This window comes from Aquamicrobium terrae, assembly GCF_040545735.1.
Classification (GTDB): Bacteria; Pseudomonadota; Alphaproteobacteria; order Rhizobiales; family Rhizobiaceae; genus Mesorhizobium; species Mesorhizobium terrae_A.
Map to the genome: position 1 here is coordinate 72,258 of NZ_JBEPML010000003.1, position 23,174 is coordinate 95,431.

Genomic DNA, 23,174 nt, shown 5'->3' on the forward strand with positions numbered 1-23,174 from the left:
CCATCGCAATGCAGCAGCGTTCACCGGTTTCTCCCTTGTAGCTCAATGAGTGTGATTGTGGATGGTACGGCGTCAGCCCAGCGCGACGCCCGCCTCGCGCATCCTGGCGGTCATCGCATCGAGCGACCCGCCAAGGTCGATGCCGCGGCAGGCGTCGAGCCGCACCGTGACCGAGAAGCCGAGCCGCACCGCATCGAGCGCCGAATAGGCGACGCAGAAATCGGTGGCGAGGCCGGCCAGGGTGATCGCTCCGATGCCGCGCTCGTGTAGATAGCCGGCAAGGCCGGTCGGCGTGGTGCGGTCGTTCTCGTAGAAGGCCGAATAGCTGTCGATGGCCGGGCGGAAACCCTTGCGGATGACCAGCTCGGCCTTGGTCCAGGCGAGGCCGTGATGGAAATCGGCGCCGCGGCTGCCCTGGATGCAATGATCGGGCCACAGCGTCTGCTCGCCATAGGGCATGGTCACGGTCTGGAAGGGCTGGTGCCCCGGATGGCTGGAGGCAAAGCTGGAATGGCCGGCCGGGTGCCAGTCCTGGGTGAGGATGACGTGCTCGCTTTGCCGGATCATCTCGTTGACCAGCGGCACGATCTCATCGCCACCGGCGACCGCCAGCGTCCCGCCCGGGCAGAAGTCGTTCTGCAGATCGATGACGACAAGCGCTTCGTCGGCCATGTTCTCTCCTTGCCAGCGCATTTCGCGAGAGCCGTAACATGACCAGATGGGCTCCCCCGTCAACCCAAATCGGTCCGGATGCGGTCACTTCCCGTAGAGCAGGCCGGTGGTGTCGATCTCGGGCGGGCGTCCGGCGACGAGGTCGGCAAGCAGTCGGCCGGACCCCGCGGCCATGGTCCAGCCGAGATGGCCATGGCCGGTGTCGAGGTAAAGGTTGCGATAGCGGGCGCGGCCGAGCACCGGCACCGAACTGGGCATCATCGGGCGCAGGCCCGCCCACAGTTCCGCCCTGGCTTCATCGAAGGCGCCGGGGAAAATCTCGCGTGCCGTGCGGAACATGGCGGCGAAATTCGCAGGCTGGAACGAGCGGTCGAAACCGGTGAACTCGGCCGTGCAGGAGAGCCGCAGCCGGTTGCCGAGGCGCGAATAGGCGACATAGCGGTCCTCGTCGGCGCCGCCCATGGTCGGGCCCCGGGCCTCGTCCTCCAGGGGTATCGTCGCCGCGTAGCCCTTCACCGGATAGACCGGCAGGTCGAGCCCGTGGCGGCGGCCGAGCAGGCCGCTTTCCGGCCCCATGGCGATGACGACGATGTCGGCCGCCAGCGGCCCGGCATCGGTGCGCACGGCCCGCACCCCGTCTCCCTCGATGTCGAGCCCCTCGACCGTGGTGCCGAAGCGGAACTCCACGCCGAACTTTTCGGCGGTATGGTCCGCCAGCCTGGTGACGAACAGGCGCGAATCCCCTGTCTGGTCGGTCGGCGAATAGACGGCGCCGGCGAACTGCCCGCGACCGGCGGAAAGGCCCGGATCGATCTCGGCCGCCCGCTCCGCGTCGACGATCTCGATCGGCAGGCCGTGATCGGCCAGATAGCGATAGTTCGGCAGGGCCGCATCGAGGCTTTCGCGGCTGCGGTAGAGATAGAGGATGCCCTTGCGCCGGTCGTCATAGGCGATGCCGGTCTCCTCGGTAAGCGCGTTGATGCTGTCGCGCGAATAGAGCGCCAGCCTCAGCTTCGACAAGGTGTTGGCGCGCTTGGCGGCCGGCGTGCACTGGCGCAGGAAGCGCAGGCTCCACGCCAGCAGATAGGCGTCGCGACCGAGCCGGACCTTGATGCCGAGGTCGTGATTGAACATGCCGCGCACGAACGTCCTCAGGGCCTCGGGCGAGGCCCATGCGGTGGCGTCGCCCGGCGAGACCAGGCCGGCATTGGCGTAGCTGGTGCCGGAGGCCGGCGCCGCATGGCGCTCGACGACGGTGACCTCATGCCCGTCGCGGGCCAGATAATAGGCGGCCGCCGTGCCGACCGCACCGGCGCCCAGAACCAGTATCTTCATCCAAGCCTCTCCAGGATTCCGCCCCCCCCGCAGGCGTGGCATTTTGACCGAACGGCCTGCGTGGACGCCGGCGGCGGCCGGCATTATGATCGTATCAACCTGAGCAGTCCCGCTTTCCTTGAAACTGCGTAGCTGCCCTGCATCTTTGTCATGCGCAATTCCGTACGGAAAGCCATTCCCCTTGTTTTCCCGGAATTGCTCGAACGGGACTCGAAAATGAACTATCAAAGGTTCTTCGAAGACGCCATCGACCAGCTTCATGCCGAGCGCCGCTATCGCGTGTTCGCCGATCTTGAGCGCATGGTCGGCAAGTTTCCGCGCGCGCTGTGGCGCACCGGCGCCGACACGCGCGAGATCACCGTCTGGTGCTCGAACGACTATCTGGGCATGGGCCAGCACCCGAAGGTGGTCGGCGCCTTCCAGGACGCGGCCGGGCGCATGGGCTCGGGCGCCGGCGGCACCCGCAACATCTCCGGCACCAGCAATCCGCTGGTCGAACTGGAAAGCGAACTGGCCGACCTGCACGGCAAGGAGGCCGGGCTGGTGTTCACTTCCGGCTTCGTCTCCAACGAGGCGGCGATCTCCACCATCGCCCGGCTGCTGCCCAACTGCCTCATCCTCTCCGACGAGCTGAACCACGCCTCGATGATCGAGGGCGTGCGCCGCTCCGGCGCGGAAAAGCGCATCTTCCGCCACAATGACGTCGCTCATCTGGAAAGCCTGCTGCAGCAGGCCGGGCGCGAGCGCGCCAAGCTGATCGTGTTCGAAAGCGTCTATTCGATGGATGGCGACATCGCGCCGATCAAGGAAATCGCCGACCTCGCCGACAAGTACAACGCCATGACCTATATCGACGAGGTCCATGCGGTGGGCATGTACGGACCGCGCGGCGGCGGCATCACCGAGCGCGAAGGGCTGGCCGACCGCATCGACGTGATCGAGGGAACGCTCGCCAAGGCGTTCGGCACGCTGGGCGGCTACATCACCGGCACCAGCGCCGTGGTCGATGCCGTGCGCTCCTACGCGCCGGGCTTCATCTTCACCACGGCCCTGCCGCCGGCACTGGCGGCGGCCGCCACGGCCTCGATCCGCCATCTCAAGTCCTCGCAGGGCGAGCGCGACGCCCAGCAGCGCCAGGCGGCACGCGCCAAGCAGATCCTCGGCGACGCCGGCCTGCCGGTGATGCCTTCGGTGACCCATATCGTGCCGGTGCTGGTCGGCGACCCGGAGCTGTGCAAGATGGCCAGCGACCGGCTGCTCGGCGTGCACGGCATCTATATCCAGCCGATCAACTACCCGACCGTGCCGCGCGGCACGGAGCGGCTGCGCATCACGCCGACGCCCTTCCATTCCGACGCGCTGATCCTCGAACTGCGCGATGCGCTGGTCGAAACCTGGAATGCGCTGGGCATACCCTACGGCACCGTGCAGCGCCCCGAGGTCAGCGCCAGCGAACGCATCGTGCCGCTCTTGGTGCCGAAGTCCGGGGGCTGACCTCCAGCACGCTTTCCAGCCGAAGCTGTCCGGGTTATGAAAACCCCCGACAGCTCGGAGGAATGGAATGACTGCAAGGCTTGTTCTCGTCGGCTGCGGCCATATGGGCTACGCAATGCTGGCCGGCTGGGTCGGCTCCGGCCGGATCGCGGCCGGCGACATCGTGGTGGTCGAGCCCAACGACGCCTTCCGCGACCGGGCGGCGGCCCTCGGCTGCATCACGGCATCCGGCGCCGACGGGCTTCCCGCTGACATTGCGCCCGAAATCGTGGTGACCGCAGTCAAGCCGCAGGCCATCCGCGACGTGCTGGCCGACTATGCGCGCTTCGGCAACGGCGCCACAACCTTCGTCAGCATTGCCGCCGGCACCAGCGTCGCCACCTTCGAAAGCCTGCTCGGCGAAAACACGCCGGTGATCCGCTGCATGCCCAACATTCCCGCCGCCATCGGCAAGGGCATGATGGTGGTCTACGCCAACGCCCATGTCGGCGCGGAAGCCCGCCGGTTCGTGGCCGACCTCCTGGCCGCCAGCGGCGAGGTGGCATCGATCGACGACGAGAAGCTGATGGATGCGGTGACGGCGGTGTCCGGCTCGGGCCCCGGCTATGTGTTCCATTTCATCGAGGCGCTGACCGCCGCGGCCAGAACCGCCGGCCTGCCGGCCGAGACGGCGGCGCGGCTGGCCGTGCAGACGGTCTACGGCGCGGCCGTCATGGCGGCGGAAAGCGGCGAGGAACCCGGCGTGCTGCGCCAGCAGGTGACGAGCTACAAGGGCACCACCGCCGCCGCGCTCGACGTGCTGATGGGCGAGGAGCGGCTGACTCGGCTGCTGATCGAGGCCGTCGAGGCGGCGCGCAAGCGCTCCATCGAGCTGGGAAGCTGATTACAACAACCCGGCCTGCTCGGCCTCGATGCGCAAATTCTGGCGCGGGCGCGGGCCGATCTGCTGGATGACCAGGCCGGCGGCGAGCGAGCCCAGCTTGCCGCAGTCCTCGAGCGAACGCCCCTGCGTATAGCCGAACAGGAAGCCGGCGGCGTAGAGGTCGCCGGCGCCGGTGGTGTCGACCAGCTCGTCGATGGCGATCGCTTCGATCGGGATCGTCCGCTCGCCCTCGACGATCGTCGAGCCCTTTTCCGAACAGGTGACGGCCGCCAGCCGGCAATCCCTGCGGATGGCCTCGATGGCCGTTTCCAGGGACGCTGTCAGGTAGAGCGCCCGCAATTCGTGGTCGTTGGCAAAGACGATGTCGACCGTGCCGCTGCGCATCAGGTCGAGGAACTCGTCGCGGTAGCGGTCGACGCAGAAGCTGTCCGAAAGCGTCATCGCCACTTCCCGGCCGGCGGCATGGGCCAGCCGCGCCGCCTCGCGGATCGCTTCCTTGGCGCGCGGCGGGTCCCACAGATAGCCCTCGAAATAGACCACCTTGGAACCGCTGGCCTTTTCGGTGTCCACGTCCTGCGGGCCGAACTCGATGCTGGCGCCGAGATAGGTGTTCATCGAGCGCTCGCCGTCCGGCGTGACGAAGATCATGCAGCGCGCGGTGGGCGGCGTGCCGGTGAGCGGTTTCGTGTCGAAGGCCACGCCCAGCGCGCGGATGTCGTGGGCATAGATGCCGCCCAGATGGTCGTCGGCGACCTTGCCGGCAAAGGCGGCGCGGCCGCCGAAGCTGGCGATGCCGGCGGCCGTGTTGCCGGCCGAGCCGCCGGAGGCCTCGACGGCCGGCCCCATGCGCGCATAGAGCAATTCGGCGCGCTCCGCATCGATGAGGTTCATCGCCCCCTTGATGATGCCGTTCTCGGCGAGGAAGCTCTCGTCGCTCTGGGCGATGATATCGACAATGGCATTGCCGATGCACAGCACGTCATATTCCGGCATTCATTCCTCTCCGGTTCGGGCCTTTCCGGCGCGGCCCCGCGCCCCTGAAATCCGCATGGGTGGTAGAGCATGGCGCAGGCTTTGCAAAGCCTCGGCACGACGATGTCCGCGGATCGGGCAAACCGATCAACGCAGCAGGAAACCGCGGCCGAGTTCGTCGTCCGCTTCCAGGGTGAATTCGGCCTTGCCCGAATAGAAGGCCCGGCCGCCGACGCGGGCGACGATCGCCGCATGCGGGCCGGCACGCGTGGTGCGGGCGACCTCACCCGTAAATCGCGAGCCGACGATGCTTTCGAAGACGCGCGCCCGGCCGGGTTCGATCTGGCCCTTGGCATGCATGACCGCCAGCCGCGCGGTGACGCCCGATCCGGTCGGCGAGCGGTCCACCTCGGCTTCGGCGAACACACAGACATTGCGCGTCGGCCGGTCCGCAAAGGCATCGCCGCCATCGGTCAGGATGGTGCCGTAGAGGAAGGCGAGGTCGTCATGATCGGGGTGGGCGAGCGGGAAACCGGCCTTCAGCCGGTCGGTCAGCGCCGTCGCCGCATCGACGAAATCGCGCACCCGGTTGGCGCCGAAGGCAAGCCCGAACTGGCGGCAGTCGGCCAGCGCATAGAAGGCCCCGCCATAGGCGACGTCGAAGCGTATCGTTCCGTAGGGACCGAGATCGATGCTGCGGTCGCCGGCGAACAGAAAGGCGGGCACGCTCTCGAACGAGACGGCGCCGGCCTTGCCGTCGCGGACCTCGACCGAGGCGACGACGAGGCCGCAGGGCGCCTCGATCCTGACCGTGGTCACCGGTTCGCTGGCCGCCACCATGCCGGTGTCCACCGCATAGCGGCCGAGCGCGATGACGGCGTGGCCGCACATGGTGGAATAGCCCTCATTGTGCATGAACAGCACGGCCAAGTCGGCGTCCGGCAGGTCCGGCTCGACCAGCAGCGCGCCATACATGTCGGCATGGCCGCGCGGCTCGAACATCAGGAGCCTGCGCAAATGGTCGAGATGCTCGCGCACATAGGCGCGCTTTTGCAGGATGGTGCCCTTCGGGATCGGCGGATAGCCGCCGGTGACGATGCGGACCGGCTCGCCGCCGGTGTGCATGTCGGTGACGGTCAGCACTTCCGCCGCCATCGTCAGGCGTCTTCCGCGAACATGGCCTGCAACCGGCCATAGGCCATGGCATCGCCGGCGAAGGCGAAGCTGCCCTTCTCCAGCATTTCCTTCGCCGCCCTCTCCACGGCACCGAAGGCGCAGGCGGTCAGCTTGGAGCCGAGCGAGATACGCCTTGCGCCCGCCTCGGCTAGCGCGGCCATGGTGAAGGCCGGCATTGCCAGCACGTTGACCGGCTTTTCCAGCGCGGCGCAGAGCGTGCGCACCTGATCGATTTCGGTGAGGCCCGGCGCATAGAGCACATCCGCCCCGGCCTTCTCGAAGGCCTGCAATCGCCGGATCGTGTCGTCGAGATCGGGACGGCCGTGCAGGAAGTTCTCGGCCCGCGCGGTGAGCACGAAATCGTGTTTCAGCGCCCGCGCCGCCTCGACGGCCGCCGCCACACGCTCCACCGCATGGGAGAAATCGTAGATCGGCGTGCTCTCGTCACCCGAAAAATCCTCCAGCGAGCAACCGGCAAGCCCCGCCGCCTCCGCCGCGAAAATGGTTTCGGCCGCGCTTTCGGGGCTGTCGCCCTTGCCCTTTTCCAGATCGGCCGAGACGGGCAGGTCGGTCGCTCCGACGATGTCCTTGCAATGGGCGATCATCGCCTCGAAGGCGACGCCGCCATCGGGCAGGCCGCGCGAGAAGGCGAAGCCGGCGCTGGTCGTGGCCAGCGCCTTGAAGCCCAGGGATTGCAACAGCCTGGCTGTTCCGATGTCCCATGGATTGGGGATGATGAAGGTGGAAGCGTGCAGTTCCCGAAAGACCGTGCCCTTGTCCATGGCCAAACCCCGGATGTGATCATCGCGGCGATCCTATCGCCGCCGACGGGACCGGGCAAACGAAACCGATGGGGCCAGCCGGGATGCCGCGGGTCAAGCGGTTCCGGTCGAGCCGAAGCCACCCGCGCCGCGCCCGGTGTCGCCGGCCAGCTCGCGCTCCTCGGTGCGCACATGGGTGACCGGGGCGAAGACGATCTGGGCGATGCGCATGCCACGGCTGACCGAAAAATCCTCATCGCCGAGATTGACCAGCAGCACCTGGACCTCGCCGCGATAGTCGCTGTCGATGGTGCCGGGCGTGTTGAGGCAGGTGATGCCGTGCTTCAGCGCCAGGCCTGAGCGGGGCCGGACCTGGCCTTCCATGCCTTCGGGAATTTCCATCACCAGGCCGGTCGGCACCAGCGCCCGCTTGCCGGGCAGGATCAGGATCGAGCGGTCCTCGGGAATGGCGGCACGCAGGTCCATGCCGGCGGCACTGGCGCTTTCATAGGCGGGCAGGGGCAAGCCTGCCGCATGCGGCAGGCGCACGAAGCCGACGGTGGGGCCGATGACGGAAGCGGTGGGGGAGGACATGGCAGCTTTCCTATCGAGAGTGGACCTGGCGGAAACGGGCATACGGCCGGGACGCGACCTCGGCGGCGCGCCCGGCGGTTCCGCTTACAGCAGCCCGCCGCAATAGACCAGCACGGACCACGTCGCCGGGCCTGCCGCCGGGCCATTTCCGTTCGACAGGCCGGCCGGTTGTTGCTAGAAGCCCGCCACCAGACGGGATTCCAGACATGGCCGAGACAATTCAAGAAGCGGTGAAGCGCCGTCGCACCTTCGCGATCATCGCGCACCCTGACGCCGGCAAGACGACGCTGACGGAAAAGCTGCTGCTGTTCGGTGGCGCCATCCAGCTCGCCGGCGAGGTGAAAGCCAAGAAGGACAAGATCCAGACCCGCTCGGACTGGATGAAGATCGAGCGCGAGCGCGGCATTTCGGTGGTCACCTCGGTGATGACCTTCGAATATGGCGACAACGTCTTCAACCTGCTCGACACGCCGGGCCACGAGGATTTCGCCGACGATACCTACCGCACGCTGTCGGCGGTCGATGCGGCGGTGATGGTCATCGACGCGGCGCGCGGCATCGAGCCGCGCACGCTCAAGCTGTTCGAGGTCTGCCGCCTGCGCGACATTCCCATCATCACCTTCGTCAACAAGATGGACCGCGAGGCCCGCGACACCTTCGAGATCCTCGACGAGATCGAGGAGAAGCTGGCGCTCGACACCGCGCCCGTGACCTGGCCGATCGGCCAGGGCAAGACCTTCGCCGGCACCTATCATCTGGCCGAGAACGCGGTGCGGCGCGGCGATGCCGAGACCGAGCGCACCCCCGTGCACGGGCCGGATTCCAACCGCGCCGCCGGCCTTTTGCCGGAGAACGACCGCCCGGCCTTCATCGAGGAGGTGGAGCTGGCACGCGAGGCCTGTCGTCCGTTCGATGCGGACGCCTTCCGGGAGGGCCATCTGACGCCGGTCTATTTCGGTTCGGCGCTGCGCAATTTCGGCGTGCGCGACCTGATCGAGGCGCTGGGCGCCTACGGGCCGCCGCCGCGCGCGCAGGAGGCCGACAGCCGCACGGTCGAGGCGACGGAGGACAGGATGACCTCCTTCGTCTTCAAGATCCAGGCCAATATGGACCCCAACCACCGCGACCGCATCGCCTTCGTGCGCGTGTGCTCCGGCATCCTGCAACGCGGCATGAAGGCCAAGCTGGTGCGCACCGGCAAGCCGATGTCGCTGTCGGCCCCGCAATTCTTCTTCGCCCGCTCGCGCATCACCGCCGACGAGGCCTATGCCGGCGACGTGGTGGGCATTCCCAACCACGGCACGCTGCGCATCGGCGACACGCTGACCGAGGGCGAGGACATATTGTTCCGGGGCGTGCCGAACTTCGCCCCGGAAATCCTGCGCCGCGTGCGCCTCGGCGACGCCATGAAGGCCAAGAAGCTGAAGGACGCGCTGCACCAGATGGCCGAGGAAGGCGTGGTGCAGCTCTTCACGCCGGAAGACGGCTCGCCGGCCATCGTCGGCGTGGTCGGCGCGCTGCAGCTCGACGTGCTGAAGGAACGGCTCAACATCGAATACGGCCTGCCGGTCGATTTCGAAGTGTCGCGCTTTTCCATCTGTCGCTGGATCGACGCCGACGAGCAGGCAGAGCTGACGCGGTTCATGGAAGCGCATCGCGGCGACATCGCCCGCGACCTCGACGACGATCCGGTGTTCCTCGCCCAGCATGAGTTCTCGCTGAACTACGAGGCCGAGCGCTGGAAGGCGATCCGCTTCACGACGGTGAAGGACTATCAGGTCCGTGATGCTTAGAGCGGCAGACGCCCGGACAAATCCGGGCTACCGCTCTATCTGGTTTTTGGCCGCATTTGTGAAACGCCAAGTGATGTCACATGGCTTCAAAATGCTCAAAGCATGACCCCGAAAAGTTGCAGACTTTTCGGACAAGGATCATGCTTCTGGAAGATCAAATCTACCTCCGGCGGGCCATCACCTCCCGGATGCGGGCGGTGATGGCGCGGATTTCGGCCTCATCCATGCGCGCGATGTTCTCGGCCAGCAGGTTGGCCAGTTCGGTCGCCGCCGGCGACAGGCCCGAGGTGTCGACCTTGACGCGCGGATGCGAGGCCTGGGCGATGCGCTGGAATTCCTCCGCCTCGTCCCAGATAATGTTGAAATAGCCGATGATCTTCTGGATCAGGGTCCAGCTCGGCGCGCCGCGCCGTCCGTGCTCCAGCGCCGACAGATAGGCGGGGCTGACGCCGATGGCCGCCGCCATCTCCTTCTGGCTGGCGCCGCGTTCCTGTCGCAACGCGCGGATCTTTTCACCGAGCGGCGTCATCGCGGCCTCCTCACCGGACCTTGCGCAGGCGCACGTAAAGCGCGCCCGCGCCGCCATGATGGCGCGCGGCATGCTCGTGGCTCGACACGAACATGCGGAAGGCCGAGGTGGCCAGCCAGCCCGGCACCGAGCGGCGCAGCACGCCGTCGCCACCCGACGACGAGCCCTTGCCGGTGATGACCAGCACATAGCGCAGCCCGGCCGCATGGGCGCGGTGCAGGAACGAAAACAGCAGGGAATAGGCCTCGTCCTGCGTCATGCCGTGGAGATCGACACGCGCCTCGATCGGCAGCCGGCCCTTGGCCAGCTTGTCGAGGGTCGGGCGGTCGAGATGACGGGGCGGAGGCGGCAGCGGCTTTGCCGGCGCGGAGGCAGCCGGGGCAGCGGAAACCGGGACGGGAGGCGGGGGCACACCTGCCGCCGGACCGGGCGTCTCGGCGGGCGGCAGCGCCCGGCCCCTGAGCGGCACGGCCGTGCGTGCCACCAGGCTCCACAGAACCCGGTCCTCGTCGCTCAGCGTCTTGTGCGGCCGTCGCGTCATGTCATCGCATCCGTAACAGACGACAGATGGTCCGCGATCTGCCGCGGCACAAGAGCGTAGAAATCGGCCCGGTGGCGCACCACGCCGGCGATCTCGCCGGCCGCGTCGCCCGATCCGGCGAACAGGTCGCCGCGCGCCGCGCCGACGATGGCCGAACCGGTGTCCTGCGCGATCATCAGCCGACGGAAGGGTTTTTGGCCGAAGGCGAGAAGGTCCGGCGCATCGATGTAGAAGGGCGTGCCGAAGGTATGAAGCAGGCGGTCGACGGCGACGGAGCGACCCGGCGTCAGCGGCACCTTGGCCGCCGCCACCGGCCCGAGCGCCGGATCGTCCACCGACGCCTCACGGAAAAAGATATAGGAGCGGTTCCGCCACAGGATTTCGTCCACACGCTGCGGATTGCAGCGGAACCAGGCCCGGATCGACTGCATGGTGACCTCGGCCAGCGGGATTTCGCCGAGACCGGCCAGCACCCCGCCCGGACCGGTGAAGCGCTGCCCGGATTTGGCGGCATAGGTGACGCGGATGCTGCGCCCGTCGGTCATGGCGAGCCGCGCCGCGCCCTGCACATGGATGAAGAAGGCATCGACCTTGTCGGCCAGCCAGGCGATCTCGAGGTCCTGTCCGGCCAGTACACCGCCCTCGATGGCCGCGCGGTCGTGATATTCGACCGGCCCCTGCGACGTGACGCGGGCAAAGGCCAGATAGGGGTCCAGGCCGGGCGGGCGATTGGCGTCGTCGATGTCGACGAGATCGGACGGGCGGGCCAGCAGCGGCACGGTGAAACGGGCTGTCCTGACCGGCGAAGCCTCGACCTGCGGTTCGTAGAAGCCGGTCACAAGCCCGTGATCGCCATGATCCGGCCTCACATGCAGGGGCGCGAAATGGCGCTCGAAGAAGGCGCGCGCCTCGATACGATTCGCCGGCGAAACGGTTCGCGCCGCGTCATAGGTGTCGGCGAAAGCCTCGAACCGGATGCCGAGCGCACCGGTGCGATAGGGCTTCTTGCCCGCATGTTCGGCGGAACGCCGGAACGCCGCGAAGGCGGTAAGCTGGTCGTCGTCCTGCCAGCCGGGAAGCGCGCCGAAGCCGACACGGCGGAAGGGACCTGGCGGGCTTTCGGGAACTCGGGCTTCCGGCACGGGACGCAGCGCCCAGCCGGTCAGTCTTCGGCTTCGGTGGCGACCAGCTTCCAGTTCGGATCGCGCGAGCGGGTGTCGCGCGCGAAGGTCCACACATCCTTGACCTCGGCCACCGTGTCCGGATCGCCATCGACGATATCGCCGGCCTTGTCGCGGGTGGCCGAAATCAGTTCCGAAACGATGCGCAAGGTCACGTGGGCCTCGCCCCCCTTCATCTCCGCCGAAACGATCTCGGCCTTGTCGATGCCGACGAAGGAGGACTGGATCTTCTCGCCACGGCCCTCGCGCTCGGCTATCGCCGCGACGAAACCGTCATAGACCTCGCGCGACAGCAGGTTCTTGAGCGTCTTGCGGTCGCCGTCCGCATAGGCCATCACGATCATTTCATAGGCCATCTTGGCACCGTCGACGAAGCCCTTCGGCTCGAAGCTGGCATCGGCATCCTTGATGGCGCGCAGGCCCTTGTTCAGCTCGGTCTCGGGCCTGGCCAGCGCATCGATGGCCGCATAGGTCTCGGCCGCGGCCTCGCCGCGCTTGTTGCGCGGCAGGGCGACGACATTGTCGGCATCGCCTGCGGCGGGCTTGTCCTGCTTGCGCGCGGAATAGGGATCGAAGGGGGGGCGCTCACTGCCGGTGCGGCGGCCAAGCACATTGCGCAGCTGAAAGAAGATCACCACCGCCGCGACCAGGAAGAAAATCGTGCCGAAGTCGAAAAATTCCATCGCGCGCCAATCGATCCCTTTACGCTGCACCGAACGCACAGCACCGCGTCTGGCGTCATCCTATCAAAGCATATAGAACGCGAGACACAATCATTCAAATCAAAGGCACGCATACCTATCTGTAGGGACCAGTGCCAGCGGCAAATGACGCCGAAGGCGTAAACGACCAGCAAACGGTTACGATTTTGCGTGTTTCCTTCTTCCCCGTGCTCTTTCTCCTGCTTCCGCTCCTGGAGATCGCCGCTTTCGTCCTTGTCGGCAAGCAGATCGGGGCGCTGGCCACGGTCGGCCTCGTCCTCGCCTCGAGCGTGGCCGGCAGCCTGCTCCTGCGCCATCAGGGGCTGGGGGCGATGAACAAGGTGCGCGCGGCGATGGAAAAGGGCGAGGACCCCAGCCTCCAGCTCGCCACCAGCGCCATGTCGGTGGTGGCCGCCATATTGCTCATCGTCCCGGGCTTCATCACCTCCGCCATCGGCCTGCTTGTCCTCCTGCCGCCGGTGCGGGCCCTGTTCTGGCGGCTATTCGGGCGCCGCGTCGTCTTCACCGGCCAGTTCAGCGCCTCCGGCTTCCGGCGCGGACGCGATGGGCGCACCATCGATCTCGACAGCGAGGATTTCCAGCGCAGCGGCCAGGGAGGCGGACGGCCCGACGCGGATTCGCCCTGGCGACGGCTTCCCGAGGAATAGAGGCCGGACGGTCCGGACGGCGGTCAAAACCTTGTGTTGACTGACCGGTCGTGATAGCCAACCCCGCGAATCCACATCGGGGCCGGACGGTCCGAAAACAGGAACAGGGCTCATGGCCGACGAGAACGACAAGAAAGCCGCCGCCGGAAACGGCAATGGAACCCAGCCGACCCTCAACGTGCTGGCGCAGTATGTGAAGGACCTTTCCTTCGAGAGCCCCGGCGCCCCGAATTCGCTGCGCGGCCGCGACAAGGCGCCCGGCATCGCCATCAACGTCAACGTCAACGCCAATCCGCTGTCGGAAAAGCAGTTCGACGTGAACCTGTCGCTGACGGCCAAGGCCACGGTCGACAAGGACGTGCTGTTCAATGTCGAGCTGGTCTATGGCGGCGTGTTCAACATCGACGGCTTCCCGCAGGAGCACATGCTGCCGATCCTGTTCATCGAATGCCCGCGCCTGCTGTTCCCCTTCGCACGCCAGATCATCGCCGACGCGACCCGCAACGGCGGCTTCCCGCCGCTGATGCTCGATCCGATCGACTTCGCGCAGATGTTCCAGCAGAAGCTGGCCGAGGACCAGGCCGCCGCCAAGGTCCAGGTGAGCTGAGCCGCCACCGGAATGACGATAAGAAAAACCCGGCCTCGCGCCGGGTTTTTTCATAGAAAATATATTGAAAACAACAGGTTATTTTGTCAGGCCGCCGGCCGGCCGAGGGCCTGCAGCCAGACCGCCTTTTCCCCCATCGAATCGACCAGCGCCGCATGGGCGGCGCGGTCCGCCTCGCTGAGGCGCGACGGCAGCGGCGAGGGACGGCTGCCGATCCGGACCTCGGCCATGTCGATGCTGACCTCTTCCACGCCGACCGCGACCACCGTGTCCAGCACGAGCGCCGCCTGCTTGCCGCCGATCAACTCGATATAGACTTCGGCCAGAAGCTCGGAATCGAGCAGGGCGCCGTGCTTGGTGCGATGGCTGTTGTCGATGCCGTAGCGGCGGCACAGCGCATCGAGCGAATTCGGCCCCATCGGATGCTTGCGCTTGGCCAGCGCGAGCGTGTCGACCACCAGGTCGGGCACCACCGGCGGATGGCCGAGGCGGGCGAACTCGGCATTGATGAAGTTGATGTCGAAATTGGCGTTGTGGGCGACCAGCCTGGCGCCGTCCACGAAGGCCATGAATTCTTCGGCGATCTCCGGAAAGGTCGGCTTGCCGGCCAGGTCGGCGGCGCTGATGCCGTGCACGGCCTGCGCGTCGGGGTGGATCTGGCGGCCCTGCGGGTTGATGTACTTGTGAAAGGTGCGCCCCGTCGGGAACCGGTTCACCAGTTCTATGCCACCGATCTCAATGATGCGGTCTTCGCGCGCATCGAGCCCCGTGGTTTCCGTATCGAAAATGATTTCACGCACCGAATCGCTCCTTGCCTGAACCATGCGCAAAAGCCCGGCACGCGGCAAGTTCAGCCATCGGACGCTGCCGTCTTTTCCCCTGTCAGATCCGCGATGATTTCCCCGATGCGGGCGCGGGTGACGTCGAAATCCCGGCGGGTGTCGATGACATAATCGGCCAGGCGGCGCTTTTCGGCGTCCGGCACCTGCTTGGCCAGGATCGCCTCGAAGCGCTCCGCCGTCATGCCCGGACGCGCCAGCACCCGCTCGCGCTGGACCTCGGCCGGCGCCGAGACGACCGCGACCTTGTCGACGCGGTCACGGCCGCCGGTCTCGAACAGCAGGGGAATGTCGAGCACCGCGAGCCTGGCGCCGGCGGCGCGTTGCCGGGCCAGGAATTCATCGGCGTCGGCCCGCACCAGCGGATGCACGATCGCCTCCAGCTTCTTCAGTGCGACCGGGTCGCCGAAGACCAGCTTGCCGAGGGCGGCGCGGTCGACCACGCCGTCGACGGTCGTGCCGGGGAACGCGGCCTCGACCAGCGGTGCGGCAGCTCCGGCATAGAGACGGTGCACGGCCTCGTCGGAATCGTGCACCGCCACGCCCGCCTCGCGGAACATCTTTCCGGCAGTGGACTTGCCCATGCCGATGGAGCCGGTGAGGCCGAGCACGATCATGCCGCCACTCCCAGATCGGCCAGGACGAGATCGCGCAGCTCCGCCGTCACCGCAGGGCGTTTCCCGAACCAGCGTTCGAAGCCGGGAACGGCCTGATGGAGCAGCATGCCGAGCCCGTCGACACAGGCGAGGCCGCGCGCCCGGGCAGCGGCCAGCAGCGGCGTCTCCAGGGGCACATAGACGATGTCGGTGACGATGGCCTTGTCCGGCAAGGCCGCGGGATCGGCAGGCAGGCCTTCATTGCCATGCATGCCGAGCGCCGTGGTGTTGACCAGAAGACCGGCATCGGCCAGCAATTCGCCGGCGGCTTCCAGCCGATGGGCGCTGATGCCCTCGCCAAAACGGTCGCGCAGATCCCCGGCGCGTTCGAGGGTGCGGTTGAGAATGCGGATGTCGCGCACCCCGCGCTCCTTCAGCGCATAAATGATGGCGCGCGCCGCGCCACCGGCGCCAAGCACGACGGCCGGCCCGTTGGCGGCCCAGCCGGGAGCATGTTCGTCGAGATTGGCGGCAAAGCCATGTGCGTCCGTATTGCCGCCCCACAGGCGGCCGTCCTCGAACCACAGCGTGTTGACGGCGCCGATCCGTTCGGCGGCCGGATCGATACGGTCGACGAGTTCGAACACCGCTTCCTTGTGCGGGATGGTGACGTTGCCGCCGCGAAAGCCGTTTTCCCGCAATGCGGCAATGAAACCTGCCAGATCGCCCGGCGCGACGTCGATCGCCTCATAGCTGCCGGCAAGACCGTAGCTCTTCAGCCAGTGGCCATGGATCTTCGGCGAGCGCGAATGGGCGATGGGATGGCCGATGACGAAGGCCCTTTTCGCGTTCTCAGCCATCGATGGCTCCCAGCCGGCGCAGTTCGGAAAGCAGCGGCAGCAGCGGCAGGCCGACAATGGTGAAATGGTCGCCCTCGACCTTTTCGAAGAGCTGGATGCCTGCGCCCTCGATCTGGTAGGCACCGACGCTGGACAGGGCCTTGTCGCCGACTTTCGCCAGATGGCGGCCGATGAAGGCCGGATCGAGCTGGCGCATGGTGAGGTTGGCGATGCCGACATGACGCCACAGCACCGCGCCGTCGCGCACCAGAACGGCGGCGCTGTTCAACTGATGGGTCTTGCCGGACAGGGCGAGCAGATGGCGGCGGGCGCCTTCCATATCGGCCGGCTTGTGAAACAGCCTGTCACCCAGCGAAAGCGTCTGGTCGCATCCCAGCACCAGGGCGCCCGGCCGTCTTTCGCTTACTTCCACCGCCTTGGCCTCGGCGAGGATCGCCGCCACGTCCTCGGGCGACACGCCGCTGTCCTGCAACGGCGCTTCCACGGCCCGCTCGTCGATCTTCGCCGGCACGGCCTCGACATCGAGCCCGGCATCGACCAGCATCGCCTTGCGGAACGGGCTGCCGGAGGCGAGGATCAGTTTCTCGGTCATGGGCGGACCTTTCGGCTTCTGTTGCAAGGCAGCCAGCGATTACCGGCTCTTGCTGCGCAGGGCAAGAATGGCGGCCGCCGTCTCCTCGATCGACCGGCGGCTGACATCGATCATCGGCCAATTGTAGCGCGTGCAGATCTTGCGCGCATAGGCGAGTTCTTCGGTAATCGACGCCCGGTCGACATAGGTGCCGCCCTCGAATCCGCTGGTGCTGCCGAGGGTGCGGTTCTGGCGGATATGCGAGATACGCTCGGCCGTCGCCACCAGCCCGACGACCAGCGGCTTCTTTGCCTTGACCAGGCCGTCCGGCACAGGAACGCCGAGCACGATGGGGATATTGGCGGTCTTGATGCCGCGATTGGCGAGGTAGATGCTGGTCGGCGTCTTGGATGTGCGCGAAATGCCGATCAGCACGACATCGGCATCGTCCATGTCGAGCGGCAATTGCCCGTCATCATGCTCCATGGTGAAGTTTAGCGCATCGATGCGCCGGAAGTAATCCGCATCCAGCACATGCTGGGCGCCAACCCTGCGCCCGGCCGGCGTGCCGAGATAGGACTGGAACACGGTCAGCACCGGCTCCAGCACCGACACGCAGGGCAGGCCCATGGTGACGCAATGCTCGTCGATGAGCCGCGCCAGCTTCTGGTCCACCACCGTATAGAGGATGATGCCGGGCTCCTCCTCGATCTCCTCGAACACCTTCATCAGCTGCTTCTCGTTGCGGATCAGCGGATAGATGTGCTCGATCGCCCGCGCATCCTTGTACTGGGCAGAAGCCGCGCGCCCCGCCGCAAGCAGCGTTTCGCCGGTGGCGTCCGAGATCATATGCAGATGGAAGAAACTTTGCGGCTTGTTCACACTATACATCCGGCTCTGTGGGCGACTGTGGACAAGGCGGGAGAAAATCCACGGCTCGCCGGGCGCGACTGTATCAGATGCCGCCTTGTCCACAATTCGCGGGTGCGTGCATTTTTCTCCCGGGCTGGGGACAAGACCGTGGAGAAAACCGGAAGCCCGTGCGCCATCCACAGGCCGGAATTTGCATCTCTTCCTGAATCCGCTTGATTCAGCTTGTGTTTTGGCGACGATCCCCAGCATTGTACGGGCTGGACAAGCCCGGTCGCGACAAAATGCTGAATGGCTTTCACGGCGGCGAACCGGGAAAGATCACAATCACCGATTCCAACAGACTCTTAGAATCAGAAGATTCTCTCATTTAGAGATTTGTTTTTAGATTTGGCTCCTGAAAGCGAGACGCAATGAGCGGCAACCGGAAGATGATGCGAGTCCTGAAGGGCGAGGCGGTTTTCCCGCCGCCGCTGTGGATGATGCGCCAGGCCGGGCGCTACCTGCCCGAATACCGCGAGACCCGGAAACAGGCTGGCTCCTTCCTCGACCTCTGCTACAATCCCGACCGCGCCGTCGAGGTGACGCTGCAGCCGATCGAGCGTTTCGGCTTCGACGCTTCGATCCTGTTTTCGGATATCCTTGTCGTTCCGCATGCGCTCGGCCGCGATCTGCGCTTCGAGGAAGGACGCGGGCCGCTGATGACGCCGATCACGGCCGGCGAGATCGGTGCGCTCGACGCCGAAACGTTTCACGTGAATCTGGAGCCGGTCTACGAGACGGTGCGGCGCCTGCGCCGGCAATTGCCGGACGAGACGACGCTGATCGGCTTCTGCGGCGCTCCCTGGACCGTCGCCACCTATATGATCGCCGGCCACGGCACGCCCGACCAGGCGCCGGCGCGGTTGTTCGCCTATCGCGAGCCAGAGGCCTTCCGGAAGCTCCTGAACGTGCTGGCGGACCAGTCCGCCGCCTATCTCATCCGGCAGATCGAGGCCGGCGCCGACACGGTGCAGATTTTCGATTCCTGGTCCGGCGTCCTTGATGAGGCCTCGTTCGAGGCCTTCTGCGTGAAACCGGTCGCCCGCATTGTGCGCAAGGTGCATGAAGTCCATCCCGAGGTTCCGGTGATCGGTTTTCCCAAGGGCGCAGGGGCCAACTACACTTCCTACCGTCGCAAGACGGGCGTGGCGGGGCTCGGCCTCGACTGGTCGGTGCCGCTGTCGCAGGCGGCCGCCCTGCAACGGGAAGGGGCGGTGCAGGGCAATCTCGACCCGCTCAGGCTGGTGGCCGGCGGCAAGGCGCTTTCGGACGGCGTGGCAGCGATCCTCGAAGCGCTGAAGGATGGACCGTTCATTTTCAACCTCGGCCATGGCATCGTTCCGGAGACGCCGGTCGCCCATGTCGAGGCGATGGTGAGACAGGTGAGGGAGGGAGCCAGCCGATGACGGATATCCGGGCAAGCAACCGCAATGCGGCGCTGCGGGCGGTGGTGGGGATCCTCGTCCTGGCCGCCCTGGCCGCGGCTCTGTTGCTTGTCGCCTCCGAGGATCTCTACAACTGGATCAAGGCCTTCCATGTCATCGCGGTCATCGCGTGGATGGCGGGAATGCTCTACCTGCCACGCCTGTTCGTCTATCATGCCGGCGCTGAAAAGGGCTCGGTGCAGTCCGAGACCTTCAAGGTGATGGAGCGGCGCCTGCTGCGCGCCATCATCAACCCGGCGATGACGGCGACATGGGTTCTCGGCCTGTGGCTGGCATGGAAGGGGTTCGGGTTCCAGGGCGGCTGGCTGCACGCCAAGATCGCGGCCGTCCTGGCGATGTCCGGCCTGCATGGCTATCTGTCGGCAGCGGTGCGCAAGTTCGACGAGGACCGCAATGAAAAGCCGGCCCGGCACTGGCGGATCGTCAACGAAGTTCCTACCTTGCTGATGATCACCATCGTCATTCTGGTGATCGTCAAGCCGTTCTGACGGTCTATCCTTTTGTAATTGCAGCGGATTTTCGTTCAATCCGGATCTGGTCTTCCCGCGTCGCGCTGTGAACGAGCCATATTGCTCTTTGGCCGGCGCGGCGGTAAAAGGACATTCCTCCCTTTTGCCTTGCGCCGTTGGTTTTCACCACATCGACCGCCTCGGCACATCATCGCATCCGCCGATAATCCGCTCAGCACACCCAGAGTCCCGCCATGCAGGAAATGAAACTCGCAGAGTTCAAGAACAAGAAGCCGCCAGAGCTGATCGCCTATGCCGAATCGCTCGAGGTGGAGAATGCCAGCGTCATGCGCAAGCAGGAGCTGATGTTCGCCATCCTCAAGAAGCTGGCGGCGCAGGATATCGAGATCATCGGTGACGGTGTCGTGGAAGTGCTGCAGGACGGTTTCGGCTTCCTGCGCTCGGCCAACGCCAACTATCTGCCGGGTCCGGACGATATCTACATCTCGCCCTCGCAGATCCGCCGCTTTTCGCTGAAAACCGGCGACACCGTCGAGGGGCCGATCCGCAGCCCGAAGGAGGGCGAGCGTTATTTCGCGCTGCTCAAGGTCAACACGATCAATTTCGACGATCCGGAAAAGATCCGCCACAAGATCCATTTCGACAATCTGACGCCGCTCTATCCGAACGAGCGGCTGAAGATGGAGGTCGACATTCCGACCACCAAGGACATCTCGCCGCGGGTCATCGATCTGGTCGCTCCGCTCGGCAAGGGCCAGCGCGGGCTGATCGTGGCGCCGCCGCGCACCGGTAAGACGGTGCTGTTGCAGAACATCGCCCATTCGATCACCACCAACCACCCCGAATGCTATCTGATCGTGCTGCTGATCGACGAGCGGCCCGAGGAAGTGACCGACATGCAGCGCTCGGTGAAGGGCGAGGTCGTGTCCTCGACCTTCGACGAGCCGGCCGCGCGCCACGTCCAGGTGGCCGAAATGGTCATCGAGAAGGCCAAGCGCCTGGTCGAGCATGGCCGCGACGTCGTCATCCTGCTCGATTCGATTACTCGCCTCGGCCGCGCCTACAACACGGTCGTGCCGTCCTCCGGCAAGGTGCTGACCGGCGGTGTCGACGCCAACGCCCTGCAGCGCCCCAAGCGCTTCTTCGGTGCGGCGCGCAATATCGAGGAGGGCGGTTCGCTCACCATCATCGCCACGGCGCTGATCGACACCGGCAGCCGCATGGACGAGGTGATCTTCGAAGAGTTCAAGGGCACCGGCAACTCGGAAATCGTGCTCGACCGCAAGGTGGCCGACAAGCGCATCTTCCCGGCCATGGACATTCTCAAGTCCGGAACCCGCAAGGAAGACCTGCTGGTTGCGCGTCAGGACCTGCAGAAGATCTTCGTGCTGCGGCGCATCCTGGCGCCGATGGGCACGACCGATGCGATCGAGTTCCTCATCGACAAACTCAAGCAGACCAAGACGAATTCGGATTTCTTCGATTCGATGAACACCTGACCGGGAACCGATCGGGCGCGTTTTGCAGAAGGCGGGGCTATGGCCTCGCCTTCAATGCTTTTTCCAGTGTGTCGGCGTCCGCGATGACCGGCAGACAGACAATCCCGGTGCACAGATAGGCGCAGGGCTTTTCCGTAGACGGCGCCACGCCACCCGGAAGGCTCACCTCCACATCCCGCCCGAGCGGCAGGACAAGGTCGACCCGGCGCGGATCTGGGCATTGATTCGCCGCCGGAACAAATTTAGGGTTTGCCGGATCGTCGACCATCACCAGCTTGCGGGGCTCGCGGGCCAGCTCGCAGGCATTGAAGATGCCGATCTGCCCGTAGCTTTGCCGGCTGGCGCGGCCGGCGGCATATTCGGCAATCGTCCACGCCTTCTCCTGGATGTCCGTGTCGCCGGTGGCGCTGGCCAGCCGTGCCAATGCCTCGATGATCTGGCTGGTTGCGGAGGGAATGGCTTCATCGACATCGCCGCGGATGCGGACCGGCACATCTTCGCTGTCGGATGCACTGAGATAATACCCGCTCCCCGCATCGTCCGCGTGCCAGCGGTCGAGCTCACCCATGAAGTGCCGGGCTTGGTCGATGAAGCTCGGTTCCTGCGTCGCCTCGAACAGGGAAATGGCTGCATTGGCCATGGAGGCATAGTCGCTCGATAGCGCCGGAAACTGCGCCTTCTTGCCCAGTGTCGAATGCGGCAGGCGCCCGCCCCGGGCGGTGCCGACAATCTGTTCAAAGGCCATACGCGCCGCTTCGATCCAATCCGGCCGGCCGAAGGTGCGCCCGCATTCGGCGAGAGCGCCGATGGCCAGACCGTTCCAGTCGGTCAGCACCTTGTCGTCAAGCCCGGGCCGGACCCGCTTTCCACGTGCCGAGAGGAGTCTTTGCTTGAGCGGCTTCAGCTCCACGGCATTCACGACGGCCTGCATAGCCTGGTCGGGCGTCTGGAAGAGGATCGGCTTGCCTTCCCACGAGGGCGGCTTGGCAAGGGAAAAATGTTTGAAAAACAAGGATGAATCCGAGCAAAGAACTTCTTCGACCTCGCTTTCTTCCCAGGTGTAGAACAGCCCCTCCTGTCCCTCGCTGTCGGCATCGAGGCTGGATGCGAAGGCGCCGCCCTCGACCCGCATTTCGTTGAGCAGGAAAACAATAGTTTCTTCGATTCGGACCCGGAACAATTCCGATCCCGATTCCGCATAGGCCCAGTTGGCAAGCCGCAGCAATTGCGCATTGTCGTAAAGCATCTTCTCGAAATGCGGCACCAGCCATTGTGCGTCGGTGGAATAGCGCGCCAGCCCGCCGCCGACATGATCGTAGATGCCGCCGGCCAGCATGTGTTCAAGGCTGGTGAGCACGGCCGATCGATGCGCTGCATTGCCGGTATTGAGATAGGACAGCCATAGGGCGTGCATGAAGGGGGCGTTGGGGAATTTCGGCGCGCCTTTCAGGCCACCTGCATCGCGATCGATCATGTTATGGATATTCTCGGCGATATCGGGAAGGGTTTCGGGCCGGATCGTGCCCTTGTCATGGGTGGCGCCGAGCTTGTCCTGGACATGGGCGGTCAGCGTTCCGGCGCCGCGCAATATGTCGGCGCGCTTCTTGTGCCATGCGTTGGACACCGCCTCCAGGATTTCGACGAAGCCATGCCGGCCGAAGCGGGCGCGCGGCGGAAAATAGGTGCCGCCCCAGAACGGCTGCGCATCGGGCGTGAGGAACATGGTGAGTGGCCAGCCGCCCTGGTCGCCCATGGCCGTCAGCGCCGCCATATAGAGCTGGTCGATATCCGGGCGCTCCTCGCGATCGACCTTGATATTGACGAACAGACGGTTCATGACGCCGGCAATGTCCGGGCTCTCGAAGCTTTCATGGGCCATGACATGGCACCAATGGCAGGCGGCATAACCGACCGACAGCAGGATCGGGCGGTCGAGTTCCCGGGCTTCCTGCAGCGCGGCAGTGGACCACGGCCGCCAATGCACGGGATTTGCGGCGTGTTGTTGCAGATAGGGGCTTGCCTCATCAGCAAGCAGGTTGCGAGGCGGTAGGGCCATGATGCCGCCTTTGGCCGAA

Annotated in this window: 24 protein-coding genes; 8 read left to right on the forward strand and 16 right to left on the reverse strand. The window is 65.8% G+C overall.

Annotation, left to right across the window (positions count from 1 at the left end):
* Positions 1 to 72: 72 nt before the first annotated feature.
* Positions 73 to 672: a bifunctional nicotinamidase/pyrazinamidase gene (gene pncA / locus ABID37_RS05485; RefSeq protein WP_354193140.1), complete on the reverse strand. Its 600-nt coding sequence runs from the start codon at positions 670 to 672 to the stop codon at positions 73 to 75.
* Positions 673 to 756: 84 nt separating this feature from the next.
* Complete coding sequence (locus ABID37_RS05490) at positions 757 to 2,007, reverse strand: D-amino acid dehydrogenase (protein ID WP_354193141.1); 1,251 nt, start codon at positions 2,005 to 2,007, stop codon at positions 757 to 759.
* A gap of 216 nt (positions 2,008 to 2,223) precedes the next feature.
* On the opposite strand from ABID37_RS05490, the gene hemA reads away from it, so the two are divergent.
* Complete coding sequence (gene hemA / locus ABID37_RS05495; protein ID WP_354193142.1) at positions 2,224 to 3,501, forward strand: 5-aminolevulinate synthase; 1,278 nt, start codon at positions 2,224 to 2,226, stop codon at positions 3,499 to 3,501.
* Positions 3,502 to 3,568: 67 nt separating this feature from the next.
* Complete coding sequence (gene proC / locus ABID37_RS05500) at positions 3,569 to 4,384, forward strand: pyrroline-5-carboxylate reductase (protein ID WP_354193143.1); 816 nt, start codon at positions 3,569 to 3,571, stop codon at positions 4,382 to 4,384.
* Here proC and ABID37_RS05505 read toward each other — a convergent pair whose 3' ends face one another.
* From ABID37_RS05505 to dut, 4 genes are all read right to left on the reverse strand, one after another.
* Complete coding sequence (locus ABID37_RS05505) at positions 4,385 to 5,377, reverse strand: adenosine kinase (protein ID WP_354193144.1); 993 nt, start codon at positions 5,375 to 5,377, stop codon at positions 4,385 to 4,387.
* A gap of 126 nt (positions 5,378 to 5,503) precedes the next feature.
* A complete protein-coding gene (locus ABID37_RS05510; RefSeq protein WP_354193146.1) occupies positions 5,504 to 6,511 on the reverse strand; it encodes a proline racemase family protein in 1,008 nt (335 codons plus the stop codon).
* Between the two features lie 2 nt (positions 6,512 to 6,513).
* Positions 6,514 to 7,314 (reverse strand): isocitrate lyase/PEP mutase family protein, encoded by an 801-nt coding sequence (locus ABID37_RS05515; RefSeq protein WP_354193148.1) that lies wholly within the window; start codon positions 7,312 to 7,314, stop codon positions 6,514 to 6,516.
* A 93-nt stretch (positions 7,315 to 7,407) separates the two neighbouring features.
* Positions 7,408 to 7,887: a dUTP diphosphatase gene (gene dut, locus ABID37_RS05520; RefSeq protein WP_354193150.1), complete on the reverse strand. Its 480-nt coding sequence runs from the start codon at positions 7,885 to 7,887 to the stop codon at positions 7,408 to 7,410.
* 206 nt (positions 7,888 to 8,093) lie between these two features.
* Between dut and ABID37_RS05525 the strand changes: the two genes are divergently transcribed.
* Entirely contained in the window at positions 8,094 to 9,680 is a 1,587-nt protein-coding gene (locus ABID37_RS05525) for a peptide chain release factor 3 (protein ID WP_354193151.1), read from the forward strand.
* 160 nt (positions 9,681 to 9,840) lie between these two features.
* On the opposite strand, the gene ABID37_RS05530 is transcribed toward ABID37_RS05525, so the two are convergent.
* From ABID37_RS05530 to ABID37_RS05545, 4 genes are read right to left on the reverse strand one after another with little or no spacing between them, the layout of a single operon-like run.
* The gene (locus ABID37_RS05530; protein ID WP_354193152.1) at positions 9,841 to 10,209 is read right to left on the reverse strand and encodes a helix-turn-helix domain-containing protein; all 369 of its coding nucleotides are present in this window, start codon (positions 10,207 to 10,209) and stop codon (positions 9,841 to 9,843) included.
* 10 nt (positions 10,210 to 10,219) lie between these two features.
* Positions 10,220 to 10,750, reverse strand: a complete 531-nt coding sequence (locus tag ABID37_RS05535) for a Smr/MutS family protein (RefSeq protein WP_354193154.1) — start codon at positions 10,748 to 10,750, stop codon at positions 10,220 to 10,222.
* On the reverse strand, positions 10,747 to 11,892 hold the full coding sequence (gene mltA / locus ABID37_RS05540; protein WP_354193156.1) for a murein transglycosylase A: 1,146 nt from the start codon (positions 11,890 to 11,892) through the stop codon (positions 10,747 to 10,749). Before mltA ends, ABID37_RS05535 begins: the two co-directional genes overlap by 4 nt.
* 20 nt (positions 11,893 to 11,912) lie before the next feature.
* Entirely contained in the window at positions 11,913 to 12,614 is a 702-nt protein-coding gene (locus ABID37_RS05545) for a Tim44/TimA family putative adaptor protein (RefSeq protein ID WP_354193157.1), read from the reverse strand.
* 185 nt (positions 12,615 to 12,799) lie between these two features.
* Here ABID37_RS05545 and ABID37_RS05550 point away from each other — a divergent pair, with 185 nt between their 5' ends.
* Together ABID37_RS05550 and secB are read left to right on the forward strand one after the other, a co-directional pair.
* A complete protein-coding gene (locus ABID37_RS05550) occupies positions 12,800 to 13,300 on the forward strand; it encodes an FxsA family protein (RefSeq protein ID WP_354193159.1) in 501 nt (166 codons plus the stop codon).
* Between the two features lie 112 nt (positions 13,301 to 13,412).
* Positions 13,413 to 13,907, forward strand: coding sequence for a protein-export chaperone SecB (gene secB, locus ABID37_RS05555; RefSeq protein WP_354193160.1), 495 nt, complete (start codon positions 13,413 to 13,415; stop codon positions 13,905 to 13,907).
* Between the two features lie 86 nt (positions 13,908 to 13,993).
* Here the strand turns inward: secB and dnaQ are convergent, their stop codons facing one another.
* The 5 genes from dnaQ to ABID37_RS05580 are packed head-to-tail and all read right to left on the reverse strand — an operon-like array spanning position 13,994 to position 17,655.
* Complete coding sequence (gene dnaQ, locus ABID37_RS05560; RefSeq protein ID WP_354193161.1) at positions 13,994 to 14,707, reverse strand: DNA polymerase III subunit epsilon; 714 nt, start codon at positions 14,705 to 14,707, stop codon at positions 13,994 to 13,996.
* A 50-nt stretch (positions 14,708 to 14,757) separates the two neighbouring features.
* Positions 14,758 to 15,363, reverse strand: a complete 606-nt coding sequence (coaE, locus tag ABID37_RS05565; RefSeq protein ID WP_354193162.1) for a dephospho-CoA kinase — start codon at positions 15,361 to 15,363, stop codon at positions 14,758 to 14,760.
* Entirely contained in the window at positions 15,360 to 16,202 is an 843-nt protein-coding gene (locus tag ABID37_RS05570) for a shikimate dehydrogenase (protein WP_354193163.1), read from the reverse strand. Before ABID37_RS05570 ends, coaE begins: the two co-directional genes overlap by 4 nt.
* Positions 16,195 to 16,794 (reverse strand): Maf-like protein, encoded by a 600-nt coding sequence (locus ABID37_RS05575; protein ID WP_354193164.1) that lies wholly within the window; start codon positions 16,792 to 16,794, stop codon positions 16,195 to 16,197. The genes ABID37_RS05570 and ABID37_RS05575 overlap by 8 nt, the downstream gene beginning before the upstream one ends.
* A 39-nt stretch (positions 16,795 to 16,833) precedes the next feature.
* Entirely contained in the window at positions 16,834 to 17,655 is an 822-nt protein-coding gene (locus ABID37_RS05580) for a pyruvate, water dikinase regulatory protein (protein WP_354193165.1), read from the reverse strand.
* Between the two features lie 401 nt (positions 17,656 to 18,056).
* On the opposite strand from ABID37_RS05580, the gene hemE reads away from it, so the two are divergent.
* The 3 genes from hemE (at position 18,057) to rho (ending at position 21,099) form a co-directional block, all read left to right on the forward strand.
* On the forward strand, positions 18,057 to 19,091 hold the full coding sequence (gene hemE, locus ABID37_RS05585; RefSeq protein WP_354193167.1) for a uroporphyrinogen decarboxylase: 1,035 nt from the start codon (positions 18,057 to 18,059) through the stop codon (positions 19,089 to 19,091).
* On the forward strand, positions 19,088 to 19,618 hold the full coding sequence (hemJ, locus tag ABID37_RS05590) for a protoporphyrinogen oxidase HemJ (RefSeq protein WP_354193168.1): 531 nt from the start codon (positions 19,088 to 19,090) through the stop codon (positions 19,616 to 19,618). The genes hemE and hemJ overlap by 4 nt, the downstream gene beginning before the upstream one ends.
* Positions 19,619 to 19,833: 215 nt before the next feature.
* Entirely contained in the window at positions 19,834 to 21,099 is a 1,266-nt protein-coding gene (gene rho, locus ABID37_RS05595) for a transcription termination factor Rho (protein ID WP_354193169.1), read from the forward strand.
* A 37-nt stretch (positions 21,100 to 21,136) separates the two neighbouring features.
* On the opposite strand, the gene ABID37_RS05600 is transcribed toward rho, so the two are convergent.
* Positions 21,137 to 23,155, reverse strand: a complete 2,019-nt coding sequence (locus tag ABID37_RS05600) for a thioredoxin domain-containing protein (RefSeq protein WP_354193170.1) — start codon at positions 23,153 to 23,155, stop codon at positions 21,137 to 21,139.
* Between the last annotated feature and the right edge of the window lie 19 nt (positions 23,156 to 23,174).

What these genes read in the sequence shown, in the direction of transcription:
- pncA (WP_354193140.1), bottom strand. Translation starts at nt 672, where the DNA reads ATGGCCGACGAAGCGCTTGTCGTCATCGATCTGCAGAACGACTTCTGC.
- ABID37_RS05490 (WP_354193141.1), bottom strand. Translation starts at nt 2,007, where the DNA reads ATGAAGATACTGGTTCTGGGCGCCGGTGCGGTCGGCACGGCGGCCGCC.
- hemA (WP_354193142.1), top strand. Translation starts at nt 2,224, where the DNA reads ATGAACTATCAAAGGTTCTTCGAAGACGCCATCGACCAGCTTCATGCC.
- proC (WP_354193143.1), top strand. Translation starts at nt 3,569, where the DNA reads ATGACTGCAAGGCTTGTTCTCGTCGGCTGCGGCCATATGGGCTACGCA.
- ABID37_RS05505 (WP_354193144.1), bottom strand. Translation starts at nt 5,377, where the DNA reads ATGCCGGAATATGACGTGCTGTGCATCGGCAATGCCATTGTCGATATC.
- ABID37_RS05510 (WP_354193146.1), bottom strand. Translation starts at nt 6,511, where the DNA reads ATGGCGGCGGAAGTGCTGACCGTCACCGACATGCACACCGGCGGCGAG.
- ABID37_RS05515 (WP_354193148.1), bottom strand. Translation starts at nt 7,314, where the DNA reads ATGGACAAGGGCACGGTCTTTCGGGAACTGCACGCTTCCACCTTCATC.
- dut (WP_354193150.1), bottom strand. Translation starts at nt 7,887, where the DNA reads ATGTCCTCCCCCACCGCTTCCGTCATCGGCCCCACCGTCGGCTTCGTG.
- ABID37_RS05525 (WP_354193151.1), top strand. Translation starts at nt 8,094, where the DNA reads ATGGCCGAGACAATTCAAGAAGCGGTGAAGCGCCGTCGCACCTTCGCG.
- ABID37_RS05530 (WP_354193152.1), bottom strand. Translation starts at nt 10,209, where the DNA reads ATGACGCCGCTCGGTGAAAAGATCCGCGCGTTGCGACAGGAACGCGGC.
- ABID37_RS05535 (WP_354193154.1), bottom strand. Translation starts at nt 10,750, where the DNA reads ATGACGCGACGGCCGCACAAGACGCTGAGCGACGAGGACCGGGTTCTG.
- ABID37_RS05545 (WP_354193157.1), bottom strand. Translation starts at nt 12,614, where the DNA reads ATGGAATTTTTCGACTTCGGCACGATTTTCTTCCTGGTCGCGGCGGTG.
- secB (WP_354193160.1), top strand. Translation starts at nt 13,413, where the DNA reads ATGGCCGACGAGAACGACAAGAAAGCCGCCGCCGGAAACGGCAATGGA.
- coaE (WP_354193162.1), bottom strand. Translation starts at nt 15,363, where the DNA reads ATGATCGTGCTCGGCCTCACCGGCTCCATCGGCATGGGCAAGTCCACT.
- ABID37_RS05570 (WP_354193163.1), bottom strand. Translation starts at nt 16,202, where the DNA reads ATGGCTGAGAACGCGAAAAGGGCCTTCGTCATCGGCCATCCCATCGCC.
- ABID37_RS05575 (WP_354193164.1), bottom strand. Translation starts at nt 16,794, where the DNA reads ATGACCGAGAAACTGATCCTCGCCTCCGGCAGCCCGTTCCGCAAGGCG.
- hemE (WP_354193167.1), top strand. Translation starts at nt 18,057, where the DNA reads ATGAGCGGCAACCGGAAGATGATGCGAGTCCTGAAGGGCGAGGCGGTT.
- hemJ (WP_354193168.1), top strand. Translation starts at nt 19,088, where the DNA reads ATGACGGATATCCGGGCAAGCAACCGCAATGCGGCGCTGCGGGCGGTG.
- rho (WP_354193169.1), top strand. Translation starts at nt 19,834, where the DNA reads ATGCAGGAAATGAAACTCGCAGAGTTCAAGAACAAGAAGCCGCCAGAG.
- ABID37_RS05600 (WP_354193170.1), bottom strand. Translation starts at nt 23,155, where the DNA reads ATGGCCCTACCGCCTCGCAACCTGCTTGCTGATGAGGCAAGCCCCTAT.